Raw genomic sequence first — 16,934 nt, forward strand, 5'->3', positions numbered from 1 at the left:
AGATCGGGCAGACGAAGGTATTAGTGGCCTTCCTGCTTTGCCTCGCGGGTAAGCAAGGCGTGGACAGCTTCGCGCGGGGCCAGTTTTTCAAACAGGATTTGGCAGACCGCGGCGGTAATCGGTAATTCAATCTGGTGCGCTCGGCCCATTTCCAGAACCGAACGGGCACAGCGTACACCTTCAGCGGTAATGCCGGTGGCCAGGATGCTGTCCAGGCTTTCACCAGCACCCAGCGCCAGGCCTACTTGGCGATTGCGGGACAATTCGCCCGTAGCCGTCAGGACCAGATCTCCCAGACCGGCCAGGCCGGAGAAGGTTTCTGCTTGACCACCCAGGGCAACACCCAGGCGCTGCATTTCAGCCAGGCCTCGGGTAATCAGGGCAGCACGGGCGTTATGGCCCAGGCCCAGAGCGTCGGCAATGCCACAGGCAATGGCCATGATGTTTTTGACAGCGCCGCCCACTTCCACGCCGATCATGTCGGTGCTGGTGTACAGGCGCGCTTGCTTGCCATGCAAAGCCTCCAGGGCAATGCCGGCCATATCAGCAGGTTCGCAGGCCAGTGTCAGCGCAACAGGCAGGCCTTTAGCCACTTCCAGGGCGAACGAAGGGCCAGAGAGCACGGCACGGCCTAGCCAGGGATGGTCGGGCAGGCTTTCACGCACAATTTGGTGGGGTAACAAGCCGCTTTCCTGATGGAAGCCTTTACAGGTCCAGACCAGCAGGACGGGATGGCGGCGTGTGGCAGGCAGGTACTGCGCCAGATCCACACAGGTTTGCGCCAGGCCACGCACAGGCACGCCCAGAATCAGCAGGGCAGGGCCGGTGTCATCAGCCAGGGCAAATTCCATGACTTGCTGCAGGCTGTCGCTGGCCTGTAGCGAGTCGGGCAGCACGACATCGGGCAGGTAGGCTGGATTGCGATGATCCTGCCCGATGGCTTGTGCGGTTGATGCTTTGCGCGCCCATACCATCGTGGGAGCCTGGGTGCTGGCCAGAGCGGCCAAGGCCGTTCCCCAGCTGCCTGCGCCCAGGACTGCAACACGAACAGGAGTGTGCGCGTTTGACATCATCAGGCCTGCAAAGGCTGGCCGTCAGCGGGGGCGGCTTGCTGGGCCAGACGCTGCTCGTACAGGGACTGGAAGTTCACTTCAGTCAGGTGCAGGGCAGGCAGGGACGTGCGGTTGATGGCGTCGGCCACGGCAGCGCGCAAGTAGGGGTACAGCATGGTGGGGCACACAATGCCCAGCAGGGGTTCGAGCTGCTCTTCAGGAATGTTGGCAGCTTCAAAGATACCGGCTTGGGTGGCTTCCACCAGGTACATGACCTTGTCGCCAATGCGTGTGGTCACAGTAGCGGTGACGGTGCTTTCGTAGACGGTGTCAGCCAGGCGTTGGCCGCCCACATTGATGGACACTTCCACGGAAGGGGCCTCTTGCTCCAGAAAGATCTGGGGAGCGTTGGGCATTTCGATGGACAGGTCTTTGATGTAGGTGCGCTGCAGGCTGAAGCTGGGTTGTTGAGCTTCTTGGTCAGCGGCTGGGGTGTTCTGGTCGGCCATGGGTGATCCTATGGGATAAAAAAATTGTTAGAAAAAAAATCAGGCAGCCAGCAGAGGCAGCAGGCCACCTTCGCGGTCCAAAGCGGCCAGATCATCGTAGCCACCTACATGGGTGTCGCCAATGTAGATTTGGGGAACGGTACGCCGACCGGTGCGCTCCATCATGAGAGCGCGCTGTTCGGGCTCGCGATCAATCATGATTTTATTGATTTCAGTTACGCCGCGTTGCTTGAGCAGCATTTCAGCGCGCACACAATAAGGGCACACCATTGTGGAGTACATCGTGACTTTTGCCATGAGAGCCTCGTAGAAGGGGGAGCTTACGATTTTTTGACGGGCAGACTGGACTGCAGCCAGCCTTGAATACCGCCTTGCAATGTGTAGGCTTCGTTGATGCCGTGCTTGCGCAGGACGGCCACGCTGCGCGGAGCGCTGCGACCGGTATCGCACACCAGAATGACAGGCTTGTCTTTGGGCAGTGTGCTGGCCTTGGCGTCAAGGTCGGCAGCGGGAATGTTGCGAGATTGTGCAATTGCCCCGGCCTTGAACTGATCGGCGCTGCGCAGATCAATCAAAATAGCGTCTTTCTGGTTTACCATCTGTACCGCTTCCGAGCTTGAAACTGCGCGTCCCGCACGGCCTTTGAAAAAGCTGGGTATTAACAGCATAATGCCGGCAAGCACCGCAATTGCTAAAATTAGAAGATTGTTCTGACTTAAGATGAAGTCCACGTTAAATCCTGTTGATTACCAAGAAAAGCAAGAAAAAAGGGCAAGATCACACGATTATAGAGTGGCGCCAATTTTTCAACCTCGAGGCTGTTTTTACCATGTATAAACTTGTACTGATGCGGCACGGCGAAAGCCAGTGGAACCTGGAGAACCGGTTTACTGGCTGGACCGATGTCGATCTTACCGAAACCGGGCGTCAACAGGCAAAGCAGGCCGGTGATCTGCTTAAAGAAAACGGTTTTGAGTTTGACCTGGCTTTCGCGTCGGTCCTCAAGCGCGCTATCCGTACCTTGTGGATCGCCCTGGATTCGATGGACGCCATGCACACCCCCATCGGTTTGAGCTGGCGCCTGAACGAACGCCATTATGGTGCTTTACAGGGCTTAAATAAAGCCGAAACCGCACAAAAGTACGGTGAGGATCAAGTCCTGGTCTGGCGTCGTGCCTACGCAATCGCTCCCGAGCCCGTCGCTGAAGATGATCCACGCAATCCGCGTTTTGATGCTCGCTACGCGCGTGTGCCAGCTGATCAGCTGCCTCGCACCGAGTGCTTGCAAGACACCGTGGCCCGCGTGGTTCCTTTCTGGGACGAGTCTATTGCTCCTGCAATCCGCTCCGGCCGTCGCGTTCTGGTGACGGCTCACGGCAACAGCTTGCGCGCGCTGATCAAGCACCTGGACGGCATCTCTGACGAGGACATCGTTCACCTGAATATTCCTACCGGCCAGCCTTTGGTGTACGAGCTGGACGAAAATCTGCGTCCTATCCGTCATTACTACCTGGGCGACCAGGAAGCGATTGCGGCTCAGATGCAAGCCGTGGCCAATCAGGGCAAGGCGCAGTAAATAATGTGGCGCTACAGCGTTTGCCTGTTGCTGGCAGCCTGGACCTTACCGGCCCTGGCTGCTGATCCGGACTTGGCCGCCCGCCAGGCCCAGGCTCAAAAGCAGCAGGCAGAGCTGCGCCAGAAGATCGAATCGCTGCGCAAAACCATCGACACCAGCGAAAGCTCGCGTCGTGACGCCGCCAATGCCTTGCGCGAATCCGAGCAGGCTATTTCCGATATCGATCGCACGCTGGCTCAGATTGAGCAGCGGCAGGAACAATTGCATCAGCAGCTAGGTACGCTGGGCAAACAGATCAGCGAACAGCAAGTGATCAAAGAGCAACGTCAGCAGGAGCTGGCCGAGCAATTACGAGCGCAATACGCCAATGGTGTGTCGCCCTGGTCTGCCCTCTTGTCGGGTGATGATCCCAACGCCATTAACCGCGAATTGCATTACCTGGGCTATGTCTCGCGTCAGCAGACCGAGCAGGTTCATAAAGTACGTCGCACCGTAGAGCGTCTGGATCGCTTGCAGACCCAGGTTGCCGCGCGTGAGAAAGAGCAGGAGCAACTGGCCAAGGAGGCCGCGGCTCAGAAGGAAGCTCTGGAAGAACAAAAAGAAAAACGAGCCAAGGTGGTGGCTGACATCAGCGCCGAGCTGGAACGCCAGCGCGGTCAGGCTGCCAACCTGCAAAGTAATGACAAACGGCTGGGAGATTTGATCTCCGGCCTGGAAACTGAAATTGCCCGACAGGCCGAGCTGGCCCGTCGCGCCGAAGAACAACGCCGACGGGAAGCGGCGCGCCGTGCAGAGGAAGCGCGCAAAGCCGAGCTGGCTCGTCAGCAAGAGTTGCAGCGTAAAGCCAAACAAGAGCAGGCCGCCCGTGAACAGGCGCGTCTGGAGCGCGAGCGGGAGTTGCTGGAGCGGGCTCGTGCCACGCAACCGCCTTTGCCTGCTGCCTTGCCTCCTAGCAAGCCGGAACCTGCTGCGCCACAGAAGCCAGATCCGGAACCCATGATTCCGCGTCCACCGCTGACCTACACGCCGCCGACCGCGAACGAGCGTCTCTTGTCAGACAGCCTGGAAGCGTCGTCCGAGCCTAGCGAGCCGATCAGCAAACCAGCCGCTCCCAAAGTGCGCGAGGTTCAGGTCGTTGAGGAGCCCGTCGAGCAGGCATCTGCTCCCGCCTTGGAACCAGAAGGTGGTTTCCAGGGTCTGAAACGTGGCTTGCCTTATCCGGTACGCGGCGAAATGCAAGGCAAGTTCGGGGCTGAACGTCCTGATGGCGGCATTTGGCGCGGTATTGTGTTGCGAGCACAGGCCGGCACCACGGTTCGCGCGGTAGCTCCAGGCCGAGTGGTTTTTGCCAGCTGGATGACCGGTTTTGGTAATTTGCTGATTATTGATCATGGTCGCGATTACTTGAGTGTCTATGCCTATAACCAGAGCACCCTCAAGCAAGTAGGCGATATTGTGGGGCGTGGGGATGCGGTTGCGCGGGTGGGAGCCACCGGCGGCCAGGTTGAACCCGGCCTGTACTTCGAGTTGCGCCATCAAGGCAAGCCAATCAATCCGCAGGTTTGGTTAGGTTCCTAAGCCACTTTTGCCTGCGGTGCTTACGTTTGCTCGCATTTGTTGCGCGGGGTAGCGACTCCAGCCCAGTTCACGCTGGTCGACGCTTTACGCTACTCTTATAATGCATGGTCGGGTCAGCTCCGGGAGGTGGCCCCGTCTTGAATCTGAAAATAATGGGAATGTGCATGAGCACTCGAAGGATTGGCAGCATTGGTCTAGTGGCAGCAGGTGCTGTGGGCGGTATCTTGATCAGCCTGGGCATTACTGCGGTCGCTCAACGCGGCGAGCCATTGCCTTTGCGCGAACTGCAGCAGTTCGCCAATGTGTTCGCTGCCATCAAGAACACGTATGTGGAGCCCCTGACGGATCAGGCCCTGGTCAATAACGCGATCAAGGGTTTGTTTACCGATCTGGATCCGCACTCGGCCTATCTGGATGCCGACGCTTTCAAGGAAATGGAAGCCATGACCCAAGGCGGGTTCGGCGGTCTGGGCATAGAGATTGGTAGCGAAGACGGGATGCCTAAAGTTATCTCGCCTATCGAGGATACGCCTGCGGCGCGCGCCGGTATTCTGGCGGGCGACATCATCACGCACATCAATGGCAAACCCACCAAGGATTTGAGCCTGAATGATGCCGTCAAGCAAATGCGTGGCGAGCCCAAAACCTCCATCAAGCTGACTATCCGTCGTGCTGGACGTGACAAGCCGCTGGAGTTCAACCTGGTGCGTGATGTCATCAAGGTACGCAGTGTGCGCTCCAAGATGCTGGCTGACGATGTGGCCTATGTACGCATTGCCCAGTTCCAGGAACGTACCGCTGCTGATCTGGTCAAGCAGTTGTCCGAAGTTCATAAAGGCCCAGGCGCACCAAAAGGCTTGGTGATTGACCTGCGTAACGACCCCGGTGGCTTGCTGGAAAGCGCGATCGGCGTGACTTCCGCCTTCCTGGATTCGGGTGATCTGGTGGTTTCCACCAAGGGCCGTATTCCTTCCTCCAACCGCGAGTATTACGTCAAATCCATGCAGTCCGTTCTGGGCGAGCTGGATACGGACGCGGATGTTCTGAAGAAACTGCATTGGCTCAAGAACGTGCCTATCGTGGTGCTGGTAAACGTGGGTTCGGCCTCGGCGTCGGAAATTGTGGCCGGTGCTTTGCAAGACCACAAACGCGCCACCATTATCGGTAACCGCACCTTCGGCAAGGGCTCGGTGCAAAGTGTGGTCCCTCTGTCCGAGGAATCGGGCCTGAAACTGACGACTGCCTTGTACTACACACCTAACGGTACTTCTATTCAGGTAACGGGCGTACAGCCGGACGTGATCGTGGATGACACCGCCCAGGGCAATCTGTTCCGCCTGCCGCGTGAAGTGGACTTGAAGCGTCACCTGGTTAACAGCAAGGTGGACGAAACTACGGAAGAAGAACAGCCTGATCTGGGTATGAGCCCGGAATTCAAGATGTTTGAATTCGGTGGTGACGACGACTTCCAGTTGCAGCAAGCGCTGAACCATCTGGCTGGCCGTCCTGTGATCAAGAATGATCCAGCCAAAGTAGCTGCCGCCAAGGAAGCGGCTGCCAAGCGCGAAAAGGAAGTGGAGTCCGAGTCGCCGGAAAAAAAAAGTCCCCTGAGTCAGCAACCCAGCGTTGAGCGGTTCCGAATCACCCCCAAGGGGCTCGAACCGGTAAAGCCCTAAACACAGGTTCCTGACGTGGAAGATCAGCAATTACTGCGCTATGCGCGGCATATTCTGCTCGATGAATTCGGGGTAGAAGCGCAGGAGCGAATTCTGGCTTCTCGCATCCTGGTCGTTGGAGCCGGGGGACTGGGTTCCCCCGTGGTGGCTTATCTGGCGGCCTCGGGTGTGGGCTCCATCATTCTGGTGGATGATGACCAGGTGGAATTGAGCAATCTGCAGCGTCAGATTGCTCACACCACCGATCGTCTGGGCTGGGACAAGGTTGAATCTGCCAAGCTGCATATCGAGCAGCTCAATCCCGAAGTGAAGGTGACACCCGTCGTTCAGCGTCTGGACGAAGCGGGCTTGATGCATTGGGTTCAGCAAGTGGATCTGGTGCTGGATTGCTGCGACAACTTCGCAACCCGCCATGCTATCAACCGTGCCTGCGTGGCACTACGTAAACCGTTGGTGTCCGGTGCAGCGATTCGCTTTTCGGGTCAGGTCAGTACTTACGACTTGCGTCAGCCCGAAGCTCCTTGCTACCACTGTCTGTTCCCTGAAGCGGACGACGTCGAGGAACTGCGTTGCGCCACCACAGGCGTTTTGTCGCCCTTGTTGGGTATGGTGGGCAGCGCACAGGCGGTTGAAGCCTTGAAGCTGTTAGGCGGCTTCGGAGAGCCTTTGGTGGGCCGTTTGCTAAGTGTGGATGCCTTCAATATGAATTGGCATACCGTACGTTTCCGCAAAGATCCCGCTTGCCCGGTATGCGGTTCAGCGGCTGAACATGCCGATCACACTTGATCTGTTTCTGATCTCTGCTTTACGACTTCAGGCCATGAGCATGAAAATGGCCCGGCGTGATGCCAAAGCGTCGTCTAAATTGGCGGTGAAAGTAGGACAGATCCGAAAATCCCACTGAATAGGCTATTTGCGCCACCGTGTTGGACGATGTCTGGCGCAGCAGCTGTGCGGCTGCATCAAGCCGCAGCTGCATTAACTGGGCTGTAAAAGTACTTCCCTGTGCTTTGAACAGTTCCTGAACGGTACGCGGTGCCATACCCAGGTGCTTGGACAGGGCTGCAATATTCAAGGCGGGATCACCCAGTCGATCAGACAGATAGCCCAATGCATCTTCGTACCGAGCTGTGCCTGGGGCAGGCGGGGCAGAGCGCCGCTCGTTAATGCTCATGGCCAGCAGGTCGCGCAGACAACGCCAGGCCTGATCGTGCTGATTGGCCCGCAGGTCATCGGCAGACAGCAGCAGGCCTTGCAGATAGTGTTCCAGCAAGTGCAGGCTGGCGCCTTGCGCCAGGGGCTGGGCGACCACGTCATTCAAAGGGCCGGTATAGGGCAACAGCCCATCCAGCGGCAAACGCAGCGTGGTCATGATGACCTCGTCCACAAAATCCAGTGTGAAGGGGCTAGTGCCTATATTCAGGCTCAGGCTCCCGGCGGGGAGCCATTGCTCACGCCCGTTCTGAATCAGGCGGCAGTGGCCTTGTTGATGCACATTCAAGAACAACCAGGGCTGATCCGTTTGCGGCCTGCTTGTGCTGACCCGATAGGGCTGAGCGGTCAGCCGGTTGATCGCTACCTCCCCCAGACGTTGGGAGCGCAAGGTGCCATGAAAGTTTTGTCCGTGGCACTGCGTTTGCACATGCTGAAAGGACAGTGAAATGGCTTGAGTCCAGAGCTTGGCGCCTTGTCCGGGTGGCAAAGCCTGCGTATCCCAGTGGTAGTTCGTGCTCATGCGTTTTTTTCCGTCTTCTGCGCCATTGTCCAGATTGGGCTGCGCCCCAGTCCACGACACAGAGAGGCATTCGGCTCAAGAATAGTATCTAAGACAGTACTGCATGGTGAGCTATGGCGCACCTCGGTGGCTATCGGGTTTAACCATGAAGGGTGCCCAAAGCGCACCTGGAGACAACACAGGAAAGGAGCAGTCATGACAGAGCAGCTAAAGCAGGTCTACCCCTACATCAACGGACAGGCCTGGAAATCAGAAGGTCAGTTGCATAAGGACTTGGTCAATCCCTATACGGGCAAACCGCTGGCTCGCGTTTTTCTGGCGACCAAACAGGACATTGAAGAAGCGCTAGCCAGTGCAGAACGTGCACAGCGCATCTGGGGCAAGATGCTGGCCCGTGAACGTGAAGCGATTTTGTGCCGTGCGGCCGACATTGTGGAACGCCGTCGCGACGACATCGTGCGTGTGCTGGTTGAAGAGGGCGGTAACGTCTTTGGCAAGGCCATGTTCGAGTGCGATTACATCGTCAGCACCTTCCGTATTGCCGCCGGTCAGACCCGCGATATTCGGGGTGAAACCATGCCGTCGGACCTGCCAGGGCGTATTTCCATGAGCATTCGTCGTCCTTTGGGCGTGGTGGCTGGGATCGGGCCTTTCAATGCACCTTTGCTGCTCAATGGCAAGAAGTTGGCCCCGGCACTGGCGGCGGGTAACAGTTTCATCCTGAAGCCTTCGCCGCATACGCCTATGGCTGCCTTGATGTTTGCCGAGATTCTGGAAGAAGCCGGTCTGCCTCCCGGTGTGTTGACCGTTCTGCTGACCACCGACGAAGCTCTGGGCGATACCTTGTTCTCTGATCCGCGCGTCAAACTGGTGACTTTCACGGGCTCGGCTCGAGTGGGTCGTATCCTGGCGGATCTGGCTGGTCGCCATCAAAAGCGCATTGTGCTGGAGTTGGGTGGTAAAAGCCCGGTCGTGGTGCTGGATGATGCCACGCTGGATTACGCTGTGCGCTCCGCCGCTTTCGGCATCTATTTCAATCAGGGCCAAGTGTGCATGGCCAACTCGCGCATCATTGTGGAGCAGGGCATTTACGATGCGTTCTGCGAAGCCTTTGCCAAGCAGGTGGCTCGTATTCCTACTGGTGATCCTGCTTTGCCACAAACCGCGGTTGGTCCGCTGATCAGTTCCGAACAGGCTGATTTTGTGCAGGCCCACATTCAGGACGCCGTCTCCAAGGGGGCCACCTTGCTGGCAGGTGGCGGCCGCGAAGGCAATGTGATCCAGCCTACGGCCTTGTGCGATGTGACCCCGGACATGCATCTGTACCACGAAGAGACTTTTGGTCCTGTGGCTGCCATCTACAAGGCGCGCGACTACGAGCACGCCCTGGAAATGGCTAATGACACTTCCTACGGCTTGTCCTCTGCCATTCTGACCAACGATCTGCAAAAGGCCATGGATTTTGCCGAGCGTATCGAGGCAGGTTCGGTTCACATCAACGACAACTCCTTTGATGATGATCCGAATGCGCCTTTCGGTGGCTTCAAGGACAGTGGCTACGGCAAGGAAAATGGCCGCTACTCGATTGCGGACATGACCGAATTGAAGTGGGTCACCATTCAGCAAGGGGAGCGCCAGCTGGCGTTCTAAGTAGGCCTAGGGACGTGGCCAGTTCTTGACCAGTTGTGCGATGCGGTTGATGCGATGGTCAACATACGGGCTGCGTCCATGATACAGAGCGCTAAATGGAGTGCCTGCGTTATAGATATGGATGGTTTGCATCCCTAACTGGCGGGCACTTTTCAAATTGCGCAGGGTGTCTTCGACCAGAACAATGTCGCGGGCCTGGGATTTCAGCACGGCCAGAGCCTGCTTCATCAATGCCTGAGAGGGCTTGGGGCGATAACGGCCTTGCAGCTGCATATGCTCGATGGCCCATAGCCCGTCAAAGACAGGCAGCAGATTCAGGGCTTTCAAGACGCGCTGTGCGTACTCCAGCGGTGCATTGGTCAGCAGCAGTTTGTAGCCAGGCAGACGGCGCAATTGGTAGGCCAGGCCTGGTTCGGCGCTGATCAGGGAAGGCACGTCAAAGTCGTGAGCGTGTCTCAGAAATGTCGCCGGGTCTGCTCCATGGTGGCGTTGCAGGCCGATCATGGTGGCGCCGTAACGTTTCCAGTATTCCAGACGCAGCCGGTCGGCCTCGTCCATATCCACGCCCAGCGTTTGCGCCACGCCGATGCGCATGCGTCCATCAATCGCCTGGAAAATGCCTTTGGAGGCATTGTGCAGGGTGTTATCCAGATCAAACAGCCAGATGGTTTCATCTGGCTGACAGGCTGACAAAGGCCGTGCCCAGGCATGGGCACGGATAGGAGCGCGCACGGATTAGTGCGAGCTGATCATGGTGCCCACACCACGGTCAGTCAGGATTTCCAGCAACAGGCAGTGAGGGACACGGCCATCAATGACATGTACGGAGTTGACGCCATTGCGTGCTGCATCCAGGGCCGAAGAGATCTTGGGCAGCATACCGCCGGAGATGGTGCCATCAGCGAACAGTTCGTCGATGGTCTGAGCTGACAGGCGACGCAACAGTTGACCTGCCTTGTCCAGCACACCGGGAGTGTTGGTCAGCATGACCAGTTTTTCAGCGCTAAGCACTTCGGCCATCTTGCCGGCAACGACGTCGGCATTGATGTTGTAGGCCTGACCGTCTTCACCGTATCCAATTGAGGAGATCACGGGGATGAACTGATCGTCCTGCAGGGCTTTGACCACTTCAGGCTGGATGCTTTCAATATCACCCACAAAACCAATATCCAGCAGCTCGCCAGGATGCTCGGCATCCGGCAGCATTTTCTTGGTGACGCGAATCATGCCACCGTCTTTACCGGTCAGGCCCACGGCCTTGCCACCGGCTTCATTAATCATCATCACGATGTCTTGCTGCACCTGCCCGCCCAGCACCCACTCCACCACTTCCATGGTTTCGGCATCGGTGACACGCATGCCCTGAATAAAGGTGCCTTCTTTGCCCACTCGCTTGAGCGCGTCATTGATCTGGGGGCCGCCACCGTGCACCACAACGGGGTTCAGGCCAACCAGCTTGAGCAAGACGACGTCATGGGCAAAGCTGCGTTGCAACGCTTCTTCAGTCATGGCGTTGCCACCGTATTTGATGACGACGGTCTTGCCGTGGAAACGACGAATATAGGGCAGGGCCTCGGACAAAACTTCTGCTTTGACGGTCGAGGAGTAATTCTGCGAATCTGTGGTGCTCATTGATGCGCTCACTTGAAGAAAACCCGGGTCCACTGCTGGTACCCGGGGTTATGTGGCTGGGGGCAGAAACAGGCTTTTAGCTGCTGGCCAGGGCTTTTTCGACGGTGGCAATGAATTCCTGCTTGTCGTAGTTACCCAGGTAGCGCTTGATGATGTGGCCCTGTTTGTCGAGTAAAAAGGCAGTGGGCGTCAAACGGACGTCCCCAAAAGCTTTGGCGATTTCGCCCTTGTCGTCATGGACAACCGTGAACGGCAGTTGGCGGGATTGGGTGAAGTTGCGCACGTAGTTGATGGGGTCGTGCTTCATGGCCACGGCCACAATATCAAACCCTTTGCCAGACATGGCATTGAAGTTCTCAATGTTGTCAGGCATTTGCGCCACGCAAGTGGTGCAGTCCGTGGCCCAGAATTTCACCAGGACGACCTTGCCTTGCAAGTCTTTGGTTTCAAAGTGCTTGCCATTCAGATCGGTAAAGGCGACATCCGGGGCGCTGGCCTTGGTGCTGCCGGACATGGTCCAGACGCCCAAACCCACGGCAATGGCAACAGCAAGGGCAATGATGACTACTTTTTTCATTGGACGGGCATAACTTCTACAGAGGAGGCGGGCGCAGGCTCAGCTGCAGGGGCCGCTGTGCCAGAACTATTGCTTGGCTGATTATTGGTGCTCAAAGGCTGTGCCAGGCTTTCGGCGCTGACGTATTCAAAGAGCTTGGCCACCTTGTTCACGCCAGGGACGCTGGAGGCAGCAATCGCGGCGCGTTCGCCTTCTTCACGGGTGACGCGACCCAGCAGATAGACCACGCCACGCTCGGTGGTGGTGGAGATCGTGCGGCTGGGAACGTCTTTGGCGTTCAGCAAGGCGGTGCTGACGCGGGTGGTGATCCAGGAGTCGTTCGAGCGTACGCCCAAGGGGGTAGGTTCACCCACACGCAGTTCGTTGACCACGCGAGTTACCTTATCAACTTTGGAAACCAGGCGAGCAGCTTCCTCCTTGTCGGCGTGGGTAGGCACATCACCCGTCAGCAGGGCAACCCCGGCGTAAGACGTGGTATTGATGCGGCCTTCCTTGTTTTCCAGCAGGCGGCGTGTTTCCGCACCGGCTTTCATGACAATGGTTTTGTCCTCGACCTGCTCGCCCGTAGTGCGGCGGTCGGTAGCGACAACGGCGGTTGTGGCAGCAGCGCCGCCAACTACCAACAGACCGCAACCGGTCAGCGTAGTGCTGGCCAGCAGGGCGGCCAGAATCAAACGGTGTTTCATAATGGATCTCCGAGCAGCAGCGCATCAATGCCATCGCACATTGCGTGCAACAGAACAATGTGTACTTCCTGAATACGCATGGTTCGATCGTGCGGGACGCACAGATGGATGTCGGTATCCGAAAGCAGATCGGCGATTTGTCCGCCGCCCTTGCCAGTCAGGGCAATGATGACCATATCGCGCTCGCGAGCCGCTTCGATGGCGCGGATTACGTTTGGCGAATTGCCGCTGGTGGAGATGGCCACCAGAATATCGCCAGTCTGGCCCAAGGCACTGACCTGGCGTTCAAAGATGCTGTCAAAGCCATAGTCATTACCCACCGCCGTCATGATGGAGGTGTCGGTATTCAAGGCAATGCCAGCCAAGGGCAAACGGTCGCGCTCAAAGCGGCCCACCAGCTCAGCTATAAAGTGCTGGGCGTCGGCTGCTGATCCGCCGTTTCCGCAGGCCAGAATCTTGCCGTCGTTGGCCAGGGTGGCAAACAACAGCTCGACAGCGGCGGCCAAAGGTTCGGCCAGTTCGCGTGTGCTGGCTTTGAGAGTATCGACGGAATCGTCGAAATGCGAAGTCATTAAGGCGATAAGGTCCATAGCGCGCATTATCGCACGGAGAATTTCCCCGTGGGGCAGGCAGATCGTGTCATGTTGAAAAAAACGCCACGGTATTGAAACCAGATGCTGTAACAGGGCCGAAATACGGCGTGGCGGCTGGGTTTTTTGTATAGGACAGCGTTCTTGTCTGAAAATTCCCAGGGTGGCTTTGCTATTTTTTATTTTTCAGCGCTGCTCGAAGGCGTTCTGGATCCAGGTCAGGGTGTCGTCTTCAATGGCGATAACGTCAAATCGGCAGGCGGGCAGCCTGCCCTGGAAATAGCGCTGGCATAGCGTCGGCAGCCATTGTTGGGCTGTCAGGATCAAGCGCCGTTGCTTGTGCCGGTTTACACTGGCAAGCGCCCCGCCGTAGCCCTTGTGATTGCGCTGGCGCACTTCCAGAAAGACAAGATGATCTTGATGCCACAGAACCAGGTCAATCTCCCCAAAGCGAGCACCCAGTTGACGGGCCAGAATATGGGCACCCTGCGCGGTGACATGATCGCAGGCGCGCTGTTCAGCCTGGTCGCCGCATTGCTGGCTGGGAGAGCGCCGTGGCCCGTCCTTTCTGGCTGCAGGACGACTACGCTGTTTGCGCCGCAGTTGCCGGTTTTGAGCCTGGCGAGCGTATTCGAAGGGATTCATAGGGATACACGATGATCAATAAGCAGGATCAAGCATGAGCGATACCGAAAACCGAACAGGGAATGCCGGCGTCTGGCAAAGCATGATGGACAAGGTGCAAGGTCAGGTCTGGCCACAGTCTTGCCTGTATGTGGTGGCCACGCCCATTGGCAATATGGGAGACCTTAGCCTGCGCGGCTGGCAGGCGCTGGAACTATGCGACATTATTGCGGCAGAGGATACGCGGGCAACCCGTCCTTTCCTGCAGGCTTGGGGCATACAAACGCCTTTGATGGCGGCGCATCGCCATAACGAGGCCCAAGCCGCTCAGGCAATTATCGAGCGTCTGGAGCAGGGGCAGCGAGTGGCCTTGGTATCGGACGCGGGCGCGCCTGCTGTCAGTGACCCCGGTGCTCGCGTCGTACGTTCAGTGCGGGAGGCGGGCTTTCAGGTGATTCCTTTGCCCGGTGCCTCGGCAGTCATTACCGCTCTGATGGGTAGTGGTGCAACCAGTGACGAGAACCCCGCTTTTGCTTTTGCCGGTTTCATGCCGCCCAAAACTGTGGCGCGCCGTAAGTGGCTGCAGCATTGGTCCAGCCTGGGTATGCCGGTATTGATGTTTGAGTCCCCTCACCGTTTGCGTGCGGCCTTGCGCGATATGGAAGAGGTGTGTGGCCCGGAGCGCGAACTGACTTTTGCACGTGAACTCAGCAAGCGTTTTGAGCAAATTCATACCGTGCCTTTGGGGCAGGCCTTGGGCTGGCTGGATGAAGACAGCCACCGCGAGCAGGGTGAATTTGTCCTGATTCTGCATGACGCTGTGCGCGAAGTGGACGAAGATGCGCCTGCGCTGGATGCCACTACAGAGCGCTGGATGAAAGCCTTGCTGGAGCAGGTCTCGCTGCGTGATGCAGCCCGGATTGCCAGCCAGGCGACCGGAATTCCTCGTGATGTTCTGTATGCCTGGGGTCTGGCGAACTCGCCCAAGGACTAGGGCGCCTGGGTTTAGCGAACGGCAACCGAAGGGCTCAAGCCCGTTTGCTGCTGGATACGGTAAGCCGCGTTAATTGCTTCGGTCCGATTCTGATACGGGCCAATTTGTACCCGGTACAGATCGTTGTGCATCTGTACTTGGGCATCGCGATACTCTATCTGCGCAATCTGGCGATTCAACTGCTGTGCCAGGGCAGCCGCATTTTCACGGGCAGAAAAAGCGCCAAATTGCAGGTAGACCCGGCTTTGGCCGGACGGGGCCTGCGGCTTGCTGGTGGCAGCGGGTGAGGACTGCACAATCAACTGCTGATCGCTGGCGTCGCTGCTCCAGCTAGGCGAATCGTCCAGCTCCACCTCTATGTCTTGCTCAGACAAGGCGGCCAAGGCGTCCGGCGTGGGCTCCAGCTTTTCGGTAATCACCAGGCTGGATTTGGGGGCCGGAGCGGCGGGAGCCGGCTTGGGAGCCGGAGCCTCGGCAAGTTCAATGTCACCCCGGCCAAAACTGCCACTCCGTATTTCTTCCTGTGTGATGGATTCAACCACCACGGTGCCGCTGCCGGGCGCAATCAAGTCCAGCTTGGCGGCGGCAACGTAGGACAAGTCGATGATGCGTGAGCTATGAAATGGCCCGCGGTCGTTAATACGCACAATGACGGATTTGCCTGTTTTGGGCCGGGTCACGCGAGCATAGCTGGGAATGGGCAAGGTGGGATGCGCCGCCGTCATGGCGTACATATCGTAGGTTTCGCCATTGGCTGTTTTCTTGCCGTGAAACTTGCGTCCGTACCAGGAGGCGGTGCCGGTCTGGGTAAAGGCTTTGTGTGAAGTGTGGGGAACAAAGCTTTTGCCGAGCACGGTATAGGGGCGGGTATTGCTGCGGGCGATGGGTTCTATTCGGGGAACTGCGTCGGGGGTGGCTTGAAGATTGGCTGGGATGCGGGCGTCGGGGCCATCGTCTTTGTAGTAGCCCCCGCCTCGGGGAGCTGAAACGGTGGCCCCTGATTTGGCTTTGGGCTTGGCGCGTTTGGGGCTGGAAGCGCATCCAGCCAATAAGGCCAGGATGCTCAGGATGGCGCCTAGTTTGCGTACAGTTGGGCTCATGGGACGGGATTAATGGGCGGTTGATTGCGATGGCGCACCAGCAAGGGGGCGTAATCAGCAAAACGCAGCGCCAGTTGTTCGGTAACGTATACAGAACGGTGCTGACCGCCGGTGCAACCAATGGCGACCGTCAGGTAGTTGCGGGTGTCCTGCATATACAAAGGCAACCAGCGACGTACAAAGCCGGCGATGTCATCCACCATGGTCTCGACGGAACCGAACTGGGCCAGCCATTTGGCTACTGGTTCGTCGCGGCCTGTCATGGGGCGCAGCTCCGGGTCGTAGTGGGGGTTGGGCAGGCAGCGAACGTCGAACACCAGATCTGCATCGCCGGGCACGCCACGCTTGTAGGCAAAGGATTCGAAAGTCAGCACCACGCTGGCGCGGTCGGCCTGCACCAAATCCCGAATCCAGGCGCGTAATTGGCCAGGGGTTAGGTCGGTAGTGTCGATGATGTGGCCCAGCTCGCGCAAGGGGGCCGTCATTTCACGCTCAACGGCAATACATTCTTCCAGGGAAGGCGAGCGGCCATCCTGACGCAAGCGGTCTGTCAACGGATGACGACGGCGTGATTCCGAGTAACGCTGCATCAGCGTGTGATCGCTGGCGTTCAGGAACAGGACGCGCAGGGAGTAGCCTTCTTCATTCAGTTTGCTGATGACACCGGGAAGGATGTCCAGATCACCGGCGCCGCGCACGTCAATGGCAACGGCCAGACGCTCCAGCCCTTGTTCGGCAGAGCGCTCGACAAATTCGGCCAGAAATCGGGGTGGCAGGTTGTCGATGCACAGGTAGCCGGTATCTTCCAGCAGGCGCAAGGCAACTGATTTTCCCGAACCGGATATGCCGGTAATCAATACAACTTTCAGCATCGTGGCAAAGGGCTCCGAGTCGCCGCCCGTCGGGCAGCGTTTAGGTGAAACAGGACAAAGCTGTCAGGGCCGTTAAGTGCCAA

19 protein-coding genes are annotated in these 16,934 nt (G+C 57.9%); 6 read left to right on the top strand and 13 right to left on the bottom strand.

Features of this window, described 5'->3' with window-relative positions:
- Nucleotides 1-20: 20 nt before the first annotated feature.
- From ACFPDR_RS01910 to ACFPDR_RS01925, 4 genes are read right to left on the bottom strand one after another with little or no spacing between them, the layout of a single operon-like run.
- Nucleotides 21-1,073 (bottom strand): NAD(P)H-dependent glycerol-3-phosphate dehydrogenase, encoded by a 1,053-nt coding sequence (locus ACFPDR_RS01910; RefSeq protein ID WP_088451975.1) that lies wholly within the window; start codon nt 1,071-1,073, stop codon nt 21-23.
- Nucleotides 1,073-1,561, bottom strand: coding sequence for a protein-export chaperone SecB (gene secB, locus ACFPDR_RS01915; protein ID WP_009458614.1), 489 nt, complete (start codon nt 1,559-1,561; stop codon nt 1,073-1,075). The genes ACFPDR_RS01910 and secB overlap by 1 nt, the downstream gene beginning before the upstream one ends.
- A 39-nt stretch (nt 1,562-1,600) precedes the next feature.
- Nucleotides 1,601-1,858: a glutaredoxin 3 gene (gene grxC / locus ACFPDR_RS01920; RefSeq protein ID WP_009458616.1), complete on the bottom strand. Its 258-nt coding sequence runs from the start codon at nt 1,856-1,858 to the stop codon at nt 1,601-1,603.
- A gap of 23 nt (nt 1,859-1,881) precedes the next feature.
- A complete protein-coding gene (locus tag ACFPDR_RS01925) occupies nt 1,882-2,229 on the bottom strand; it encodes a rhodanese-like domain-containing protein (RefSeq protein WP_226349166.1) in 348 nt (115 codons plus the stop codon).
- A gap of 161 nt (nt 2,230-2,390) precedes the next feature.
- Between ACFPDR_RS01925 and gpmA the strand changes: the two genes are divergently transcribed.
- The 4 genes from gpmA to ACFPDR_RS01945 all read left to right on the top strand — a co-directional run bounded on the left by gpmA (nt 2,391) and on the right by ACFPDR_RS01945 (nt 7,177).
- Nucleotides 2,391-3,137 carry a 2,3-diphosphoglycerate-dependent phosphoglycerate mutase gene (gpmA, locus tag ACFPDR_RS01930; protein ID WP_009458620.1) on the top strand — a complete coding sequence of 249 codons (747 nt, stop codon included), beginning with the start codon at nt 2,391-2,393 and terminating at the stop codon, nt 3,135-3,137.
- A gap of 3 nt (nt 3,138-3,140) precedes the next feature.
- Nucleotides 3,141-4,715 carry a murein hydrolase activator EnvC family protein gene (locus tag ACFPDR_RS01935; RefSeq protein ID WP_115634451.1) on the top strand — a complete coding sequence of 525 codons (1,575 nt, stop codon included), beginning with the start codon at nt 3,141-3,143 and terminating at the stop codon, nt 4,713-4,715.
- A gap of 164 nt (nt 4,716-4,879) precedes the next feature.
- Entirely contained in the window at nt 4,880-6,391 is a 1,512-nt protein-coding gene (locus tag ACFPDR_RS01940) for a S41 family peptidase (protein WP_376910358.1), read from the top strand.
- 15 nt (nt 6,392-6,406) lie between these two features.
- Nucleotides 6,407-7,177 carry a HesA/MoeB/ThiF family protein gene (locus tag ACFPDR_RS01945; protein WP_226349167.1) on the top strand — a complete coding sequence of 257 codons (771 nt, stop codon included), beginning with the start codon at nt 6,407-6,409 and terminating at the stop codon, nt 7,175-7,177.
- Nucleotides 7,178-7,196: 19 nt separating this feature from the next.
- On the opposite strand, the gene ACFPDR_RS01950 is transcribed toward ACFPDR_RS01945, so the two are convergent.
- The gene (locus ACFPDR_RS01950; protein ID WP_376910362.1) at nt 7,197-8,126 is read right to left on the bottom strand and encodes an AraC family transcriptional regulator; all 930 of its coding nucleotides are present in this window, start codon (nt 8,124-8,126) and stop codon (nt 7,197-7,199) included.
- Nucleotides 8,127-8,321: 195 nt separating this feature from the next.
- Here ACFPDR_RS01950 and ACFPDR_RS01955 point away from each other — a divergent pair, with 195 nt between their 5' ends.
- The gene (locus ACFPDR_RS01955; protein WP_021447176.1) at nt 8,322-9,776 is read left to right on the top strand and encodes an aldehyde dehydrogenase family protein; all 1,455 of its coding nucleotides are present in this window, start codon (nt 8,322-8,324) and stop codon (nt 9,774-9,776) included.
- A gap of 6 nt (nt 9,777-9,782) precedes the next feature.
- Here ACFPDR_RS01955 and ACFPDR_RS01960 read toward each other — a convergent pair whose 3' ends face one another.
- From ACFPDR_RS01960 to ACFPDR_RS01985, 6 genes are all read right to left on the bottom strand, one after another.
- Nucleotides 9,783-10,508, bottom strand: coding sequence for a pyrimidine 5'-nucleotidase (locus tag ACFPDR_RS01960; RefSeq protein WP_035270278.1), 726 nt, complete (start codon nt 10,506-10,508; stop codon nt 9,783-9,785).
- Between the two features lie 3 nt (nt 10,509-10,511).
- Nucleotides 10,512-11,408: an acetylglutamate kinase gene (gene argB / locus ACFPDR_RS01965; protein ID WP_009458643.1), complete on the bottom strand. Its 897-nt coding sequence runs from the start codon at nt 11,406-11,408 to the stop codon at nt 10,512-10,514.
- 76 nt (nt 11,409-11,484) lie between these two features.
- Nucleotides 11,485-11,985, bottom strand: coding sequence for a peroxiredoxin family protein (locus ACFPDR_RS01970; protein WP_021447175.1), 501 nt, complete (start codon nt 11,983-11,985; stop codon nt 11,485-11,487).
- The gene (locus tag ACFPDR_RS01975; RefSeq protein ID WP_376910367.1) at nt 11,982-12,671 is read right to left on the bottom strand and encodes a BON domain-containing protein; all 690 of its coding nucleotides are present in this window, start codon (nt 12,669-12,671) and stop codon (nt 11,982-11,984) included. The genes ACFPDR_RS01970 and ACFPDR_RS01975 overlap by 4 nt, the downstream gene beginning before the upstream one ends.
- The gene (locus ACFPDR_RS01980) at nt 12,668-13,261 is read right to left on the bottom strand and encodes a phosphoheptose isomerase (RefSeq protein ID WP_009458645.1); all 594 of its coding nucleotides are present in this window, start codon (nt 13,259-13,261) and stop codon (nt 12,668-12,670) included. The genes ACFPDR_RS01975 and ACFPDR_RS01980 overlap by 4 nt, the downstream gene beginning before the upstream one ends.
- Before the next feature lie 186 nt (nt 13,262-13,447).
- The gene (locus ACFPDR_RS01985) at nt 13,448-13,906 is read right to left on the bottom strand and encodes a YraN family protein (protein ID WP_321387599.1); all 459 of its coding nucleotides are present in this window, start codon (nt 13,904-13,906) and stop codon (nt 13,448-13,450) included.
- A 34-nt stretch (nt 13,907-13,940) separates the two neighbouring features.
- Here ACFPDR_RS01985 and rsmI point away from each other — a divergent pair, with 34 nt between their 5' ends.
- Nucleotides 13,941-14,879 carry a 16S rRNA (cytidine(1402)-2'-O)-methyltransferase gene (gene rsmI / locus ACFPDR_RS01990; RefSeq protein ID WP_035270288.1) on the top strand — a complete coding sequence of 313 codons (939 nt, stop codon included), beginning with the start codon at nt 13,941-13,943 and terminating at the stop codon, nt 14,877-14,879.
- A gap of 11 nt (nt 14,880-14,890) precedes the next feature.
- Here rsmI and ACFPDR_RS01995 read toward each other — a convergent pair whose 3' ends face one another.
- The gene (locus tag ACFPDR_RS01995; protein WP_035270291.1) at nt 14,891-15,979 is read right to left on the bottom strand and encodes a septal ring lytic transglycosylase RlpA family protein; all 1,089 of its coding nucleotides are present in this window, start codon (nt 15,977-15,979) and stop codon (nt 14,891-14,893) included.
- On the bottom strand, nt 15,976-16,851 hold the full coding sequence (gene rapZ / locus ACFPDR_RS02000) for an RNase adapter RapZ (protein WP_009458649.1): 876 nt from the start codon (nt 16,849-16,851) through the stop codon (nt 15,976-15,978). The genes ACFPDR_RS01995 and rapZ overlap by 4 nt, the downstream gene beginning before the upstream one ends.
- Nucleotides 16,852-16,934: the final 83 nt, after the last annotated feature.

Origin of the sequence: Alcaligenes sp. GCM10023179, from assembly GCF_042653705.1 — a bacterium.
GTDB lineage: Bacteria > Pseudomonadota > Gammaproteobacteria > Burkholderiales > Burkholderiaceae_B > Alcaligenes > Alcaligenes phenolicus.

Bases quoted from the DNA above. Each gene is read 5' to 3' on its own strand.
- ACFPDR_RS01910 (WP_088451975.1), bottom strand. From the start codon at position 1,073: ATGATGTCAAACGCGCACACTCCTGTTCGTGTTGCAGTCCTGGGCGCA.
- secB (WP_009458614.1), bottom strand. From the start codon at position 1,561: ATGGCCGACCAGAACACCCCAGCCGCTGACCAAGAAGCTCAACAACCC.
- grxC (WP_009458616.1), bottom strand. From the start codon at position 1,858: ATGGCAAAAGTCACGATGTACTCCACAATGGTGTGCCCTTATTGTGTG.
- ACFPDR_RS01925 (WP_226349166.1), bottom strand. From the start codon at position 2,229: ATGCTGTTAATACCCAGCTTTTTCAAAGGCCGTGCGGGACGCGCAGTT.
- gpmA (WP_009458620.1), top strand. From the start codon at position 2,391: ATGTATAAACTTGTACTGATGCGGCACGGCGAAAGCCAGTGGAACCTG.
- ACFPDR_RS01935 (WP_115634451.1), top strand. From the start codon at position 3,141: ATGTGGCGCTACAGCGTTTGCCTGTTGCTGGCAGCCTGGACCTTACCG.
- ACFPDR_RS01940 (WP_376910358.1), top strand. From the start codon at position 4,880: ATGAGCACTCGAAGGATTGGCAGCATTGGTCTAGTGGCAGCAGGTGCT.
- ACFPDR_RS01950 (WP_376910362.1), bottom strand. From the start codon at position 8,126: ATGAGCACGAACTACCACTGGGATACGCAGGCTTTGCCACCCGGACAA.
- ACFPDR_RS01955 (WP_021447176.1), top strand. From the start codon at position 8,322: ATGACAGAGCAGCTAAAGCAGGTCTACCCCTACATCAACGGACAGGCC.
- argB (WP_009458643.1), bottom strand. From the start codon at position 11,408: ATGAGCACCACAGATTCGCAGAATTACTCCTCGACCGTCAAAGCAGAA.
- ACFPDR_RS01970 (WP_021447175.1), bottom strand. From the start codon at position 11,985: ATGAAAAAAGTAGTCATCATTGCCCTTGCTGTTGCCATTGCCGTGGGT.
- ACFPDR_RS01975 (WP_376910367.1), bottom strand. From the start codon at position 12,671: ATGAAACACCGTTTGATTCTGGCCGCCCTGCTGGCCAGCACTACGCTG.
- ACFPDR_RS01980 (WP_009458645.1), bottom strand. From the start codon at position 13,261: ATGGACCTTATCGCCTTAATGACTTCGCATTTCGACGATTCCGTCGAT.
- ACFPDR_RS01985 (WP_321387599.1), bottom strand. From the start codon at position 13,906: ATGAATCCCTTCGAATACGCTCGCCAGGCTCAAAACCGGCAACTGCGG.
- rsmI (WP_035270288.1), top strand. From the start codon at position 13,941: ATGAGCGATACCGAAAACCGAACAGGGAATGCCGGCGTCTGGCAAAGC.
- ACFPDR_RS01995 (WP_035270291.1), bottom strand. From the start codon at position 15,979: ATGAGCCCAACTGTACGCAAACTAGGCGCCATCCTGAGCATCCTGGCC.
- rapZ (WP_009458649.1), bottom strand. From the start codon at position 16,851: ATGCTGAAAGTTGTATTGATTACCGGCATATCCGGTTCGGGAAAATCA.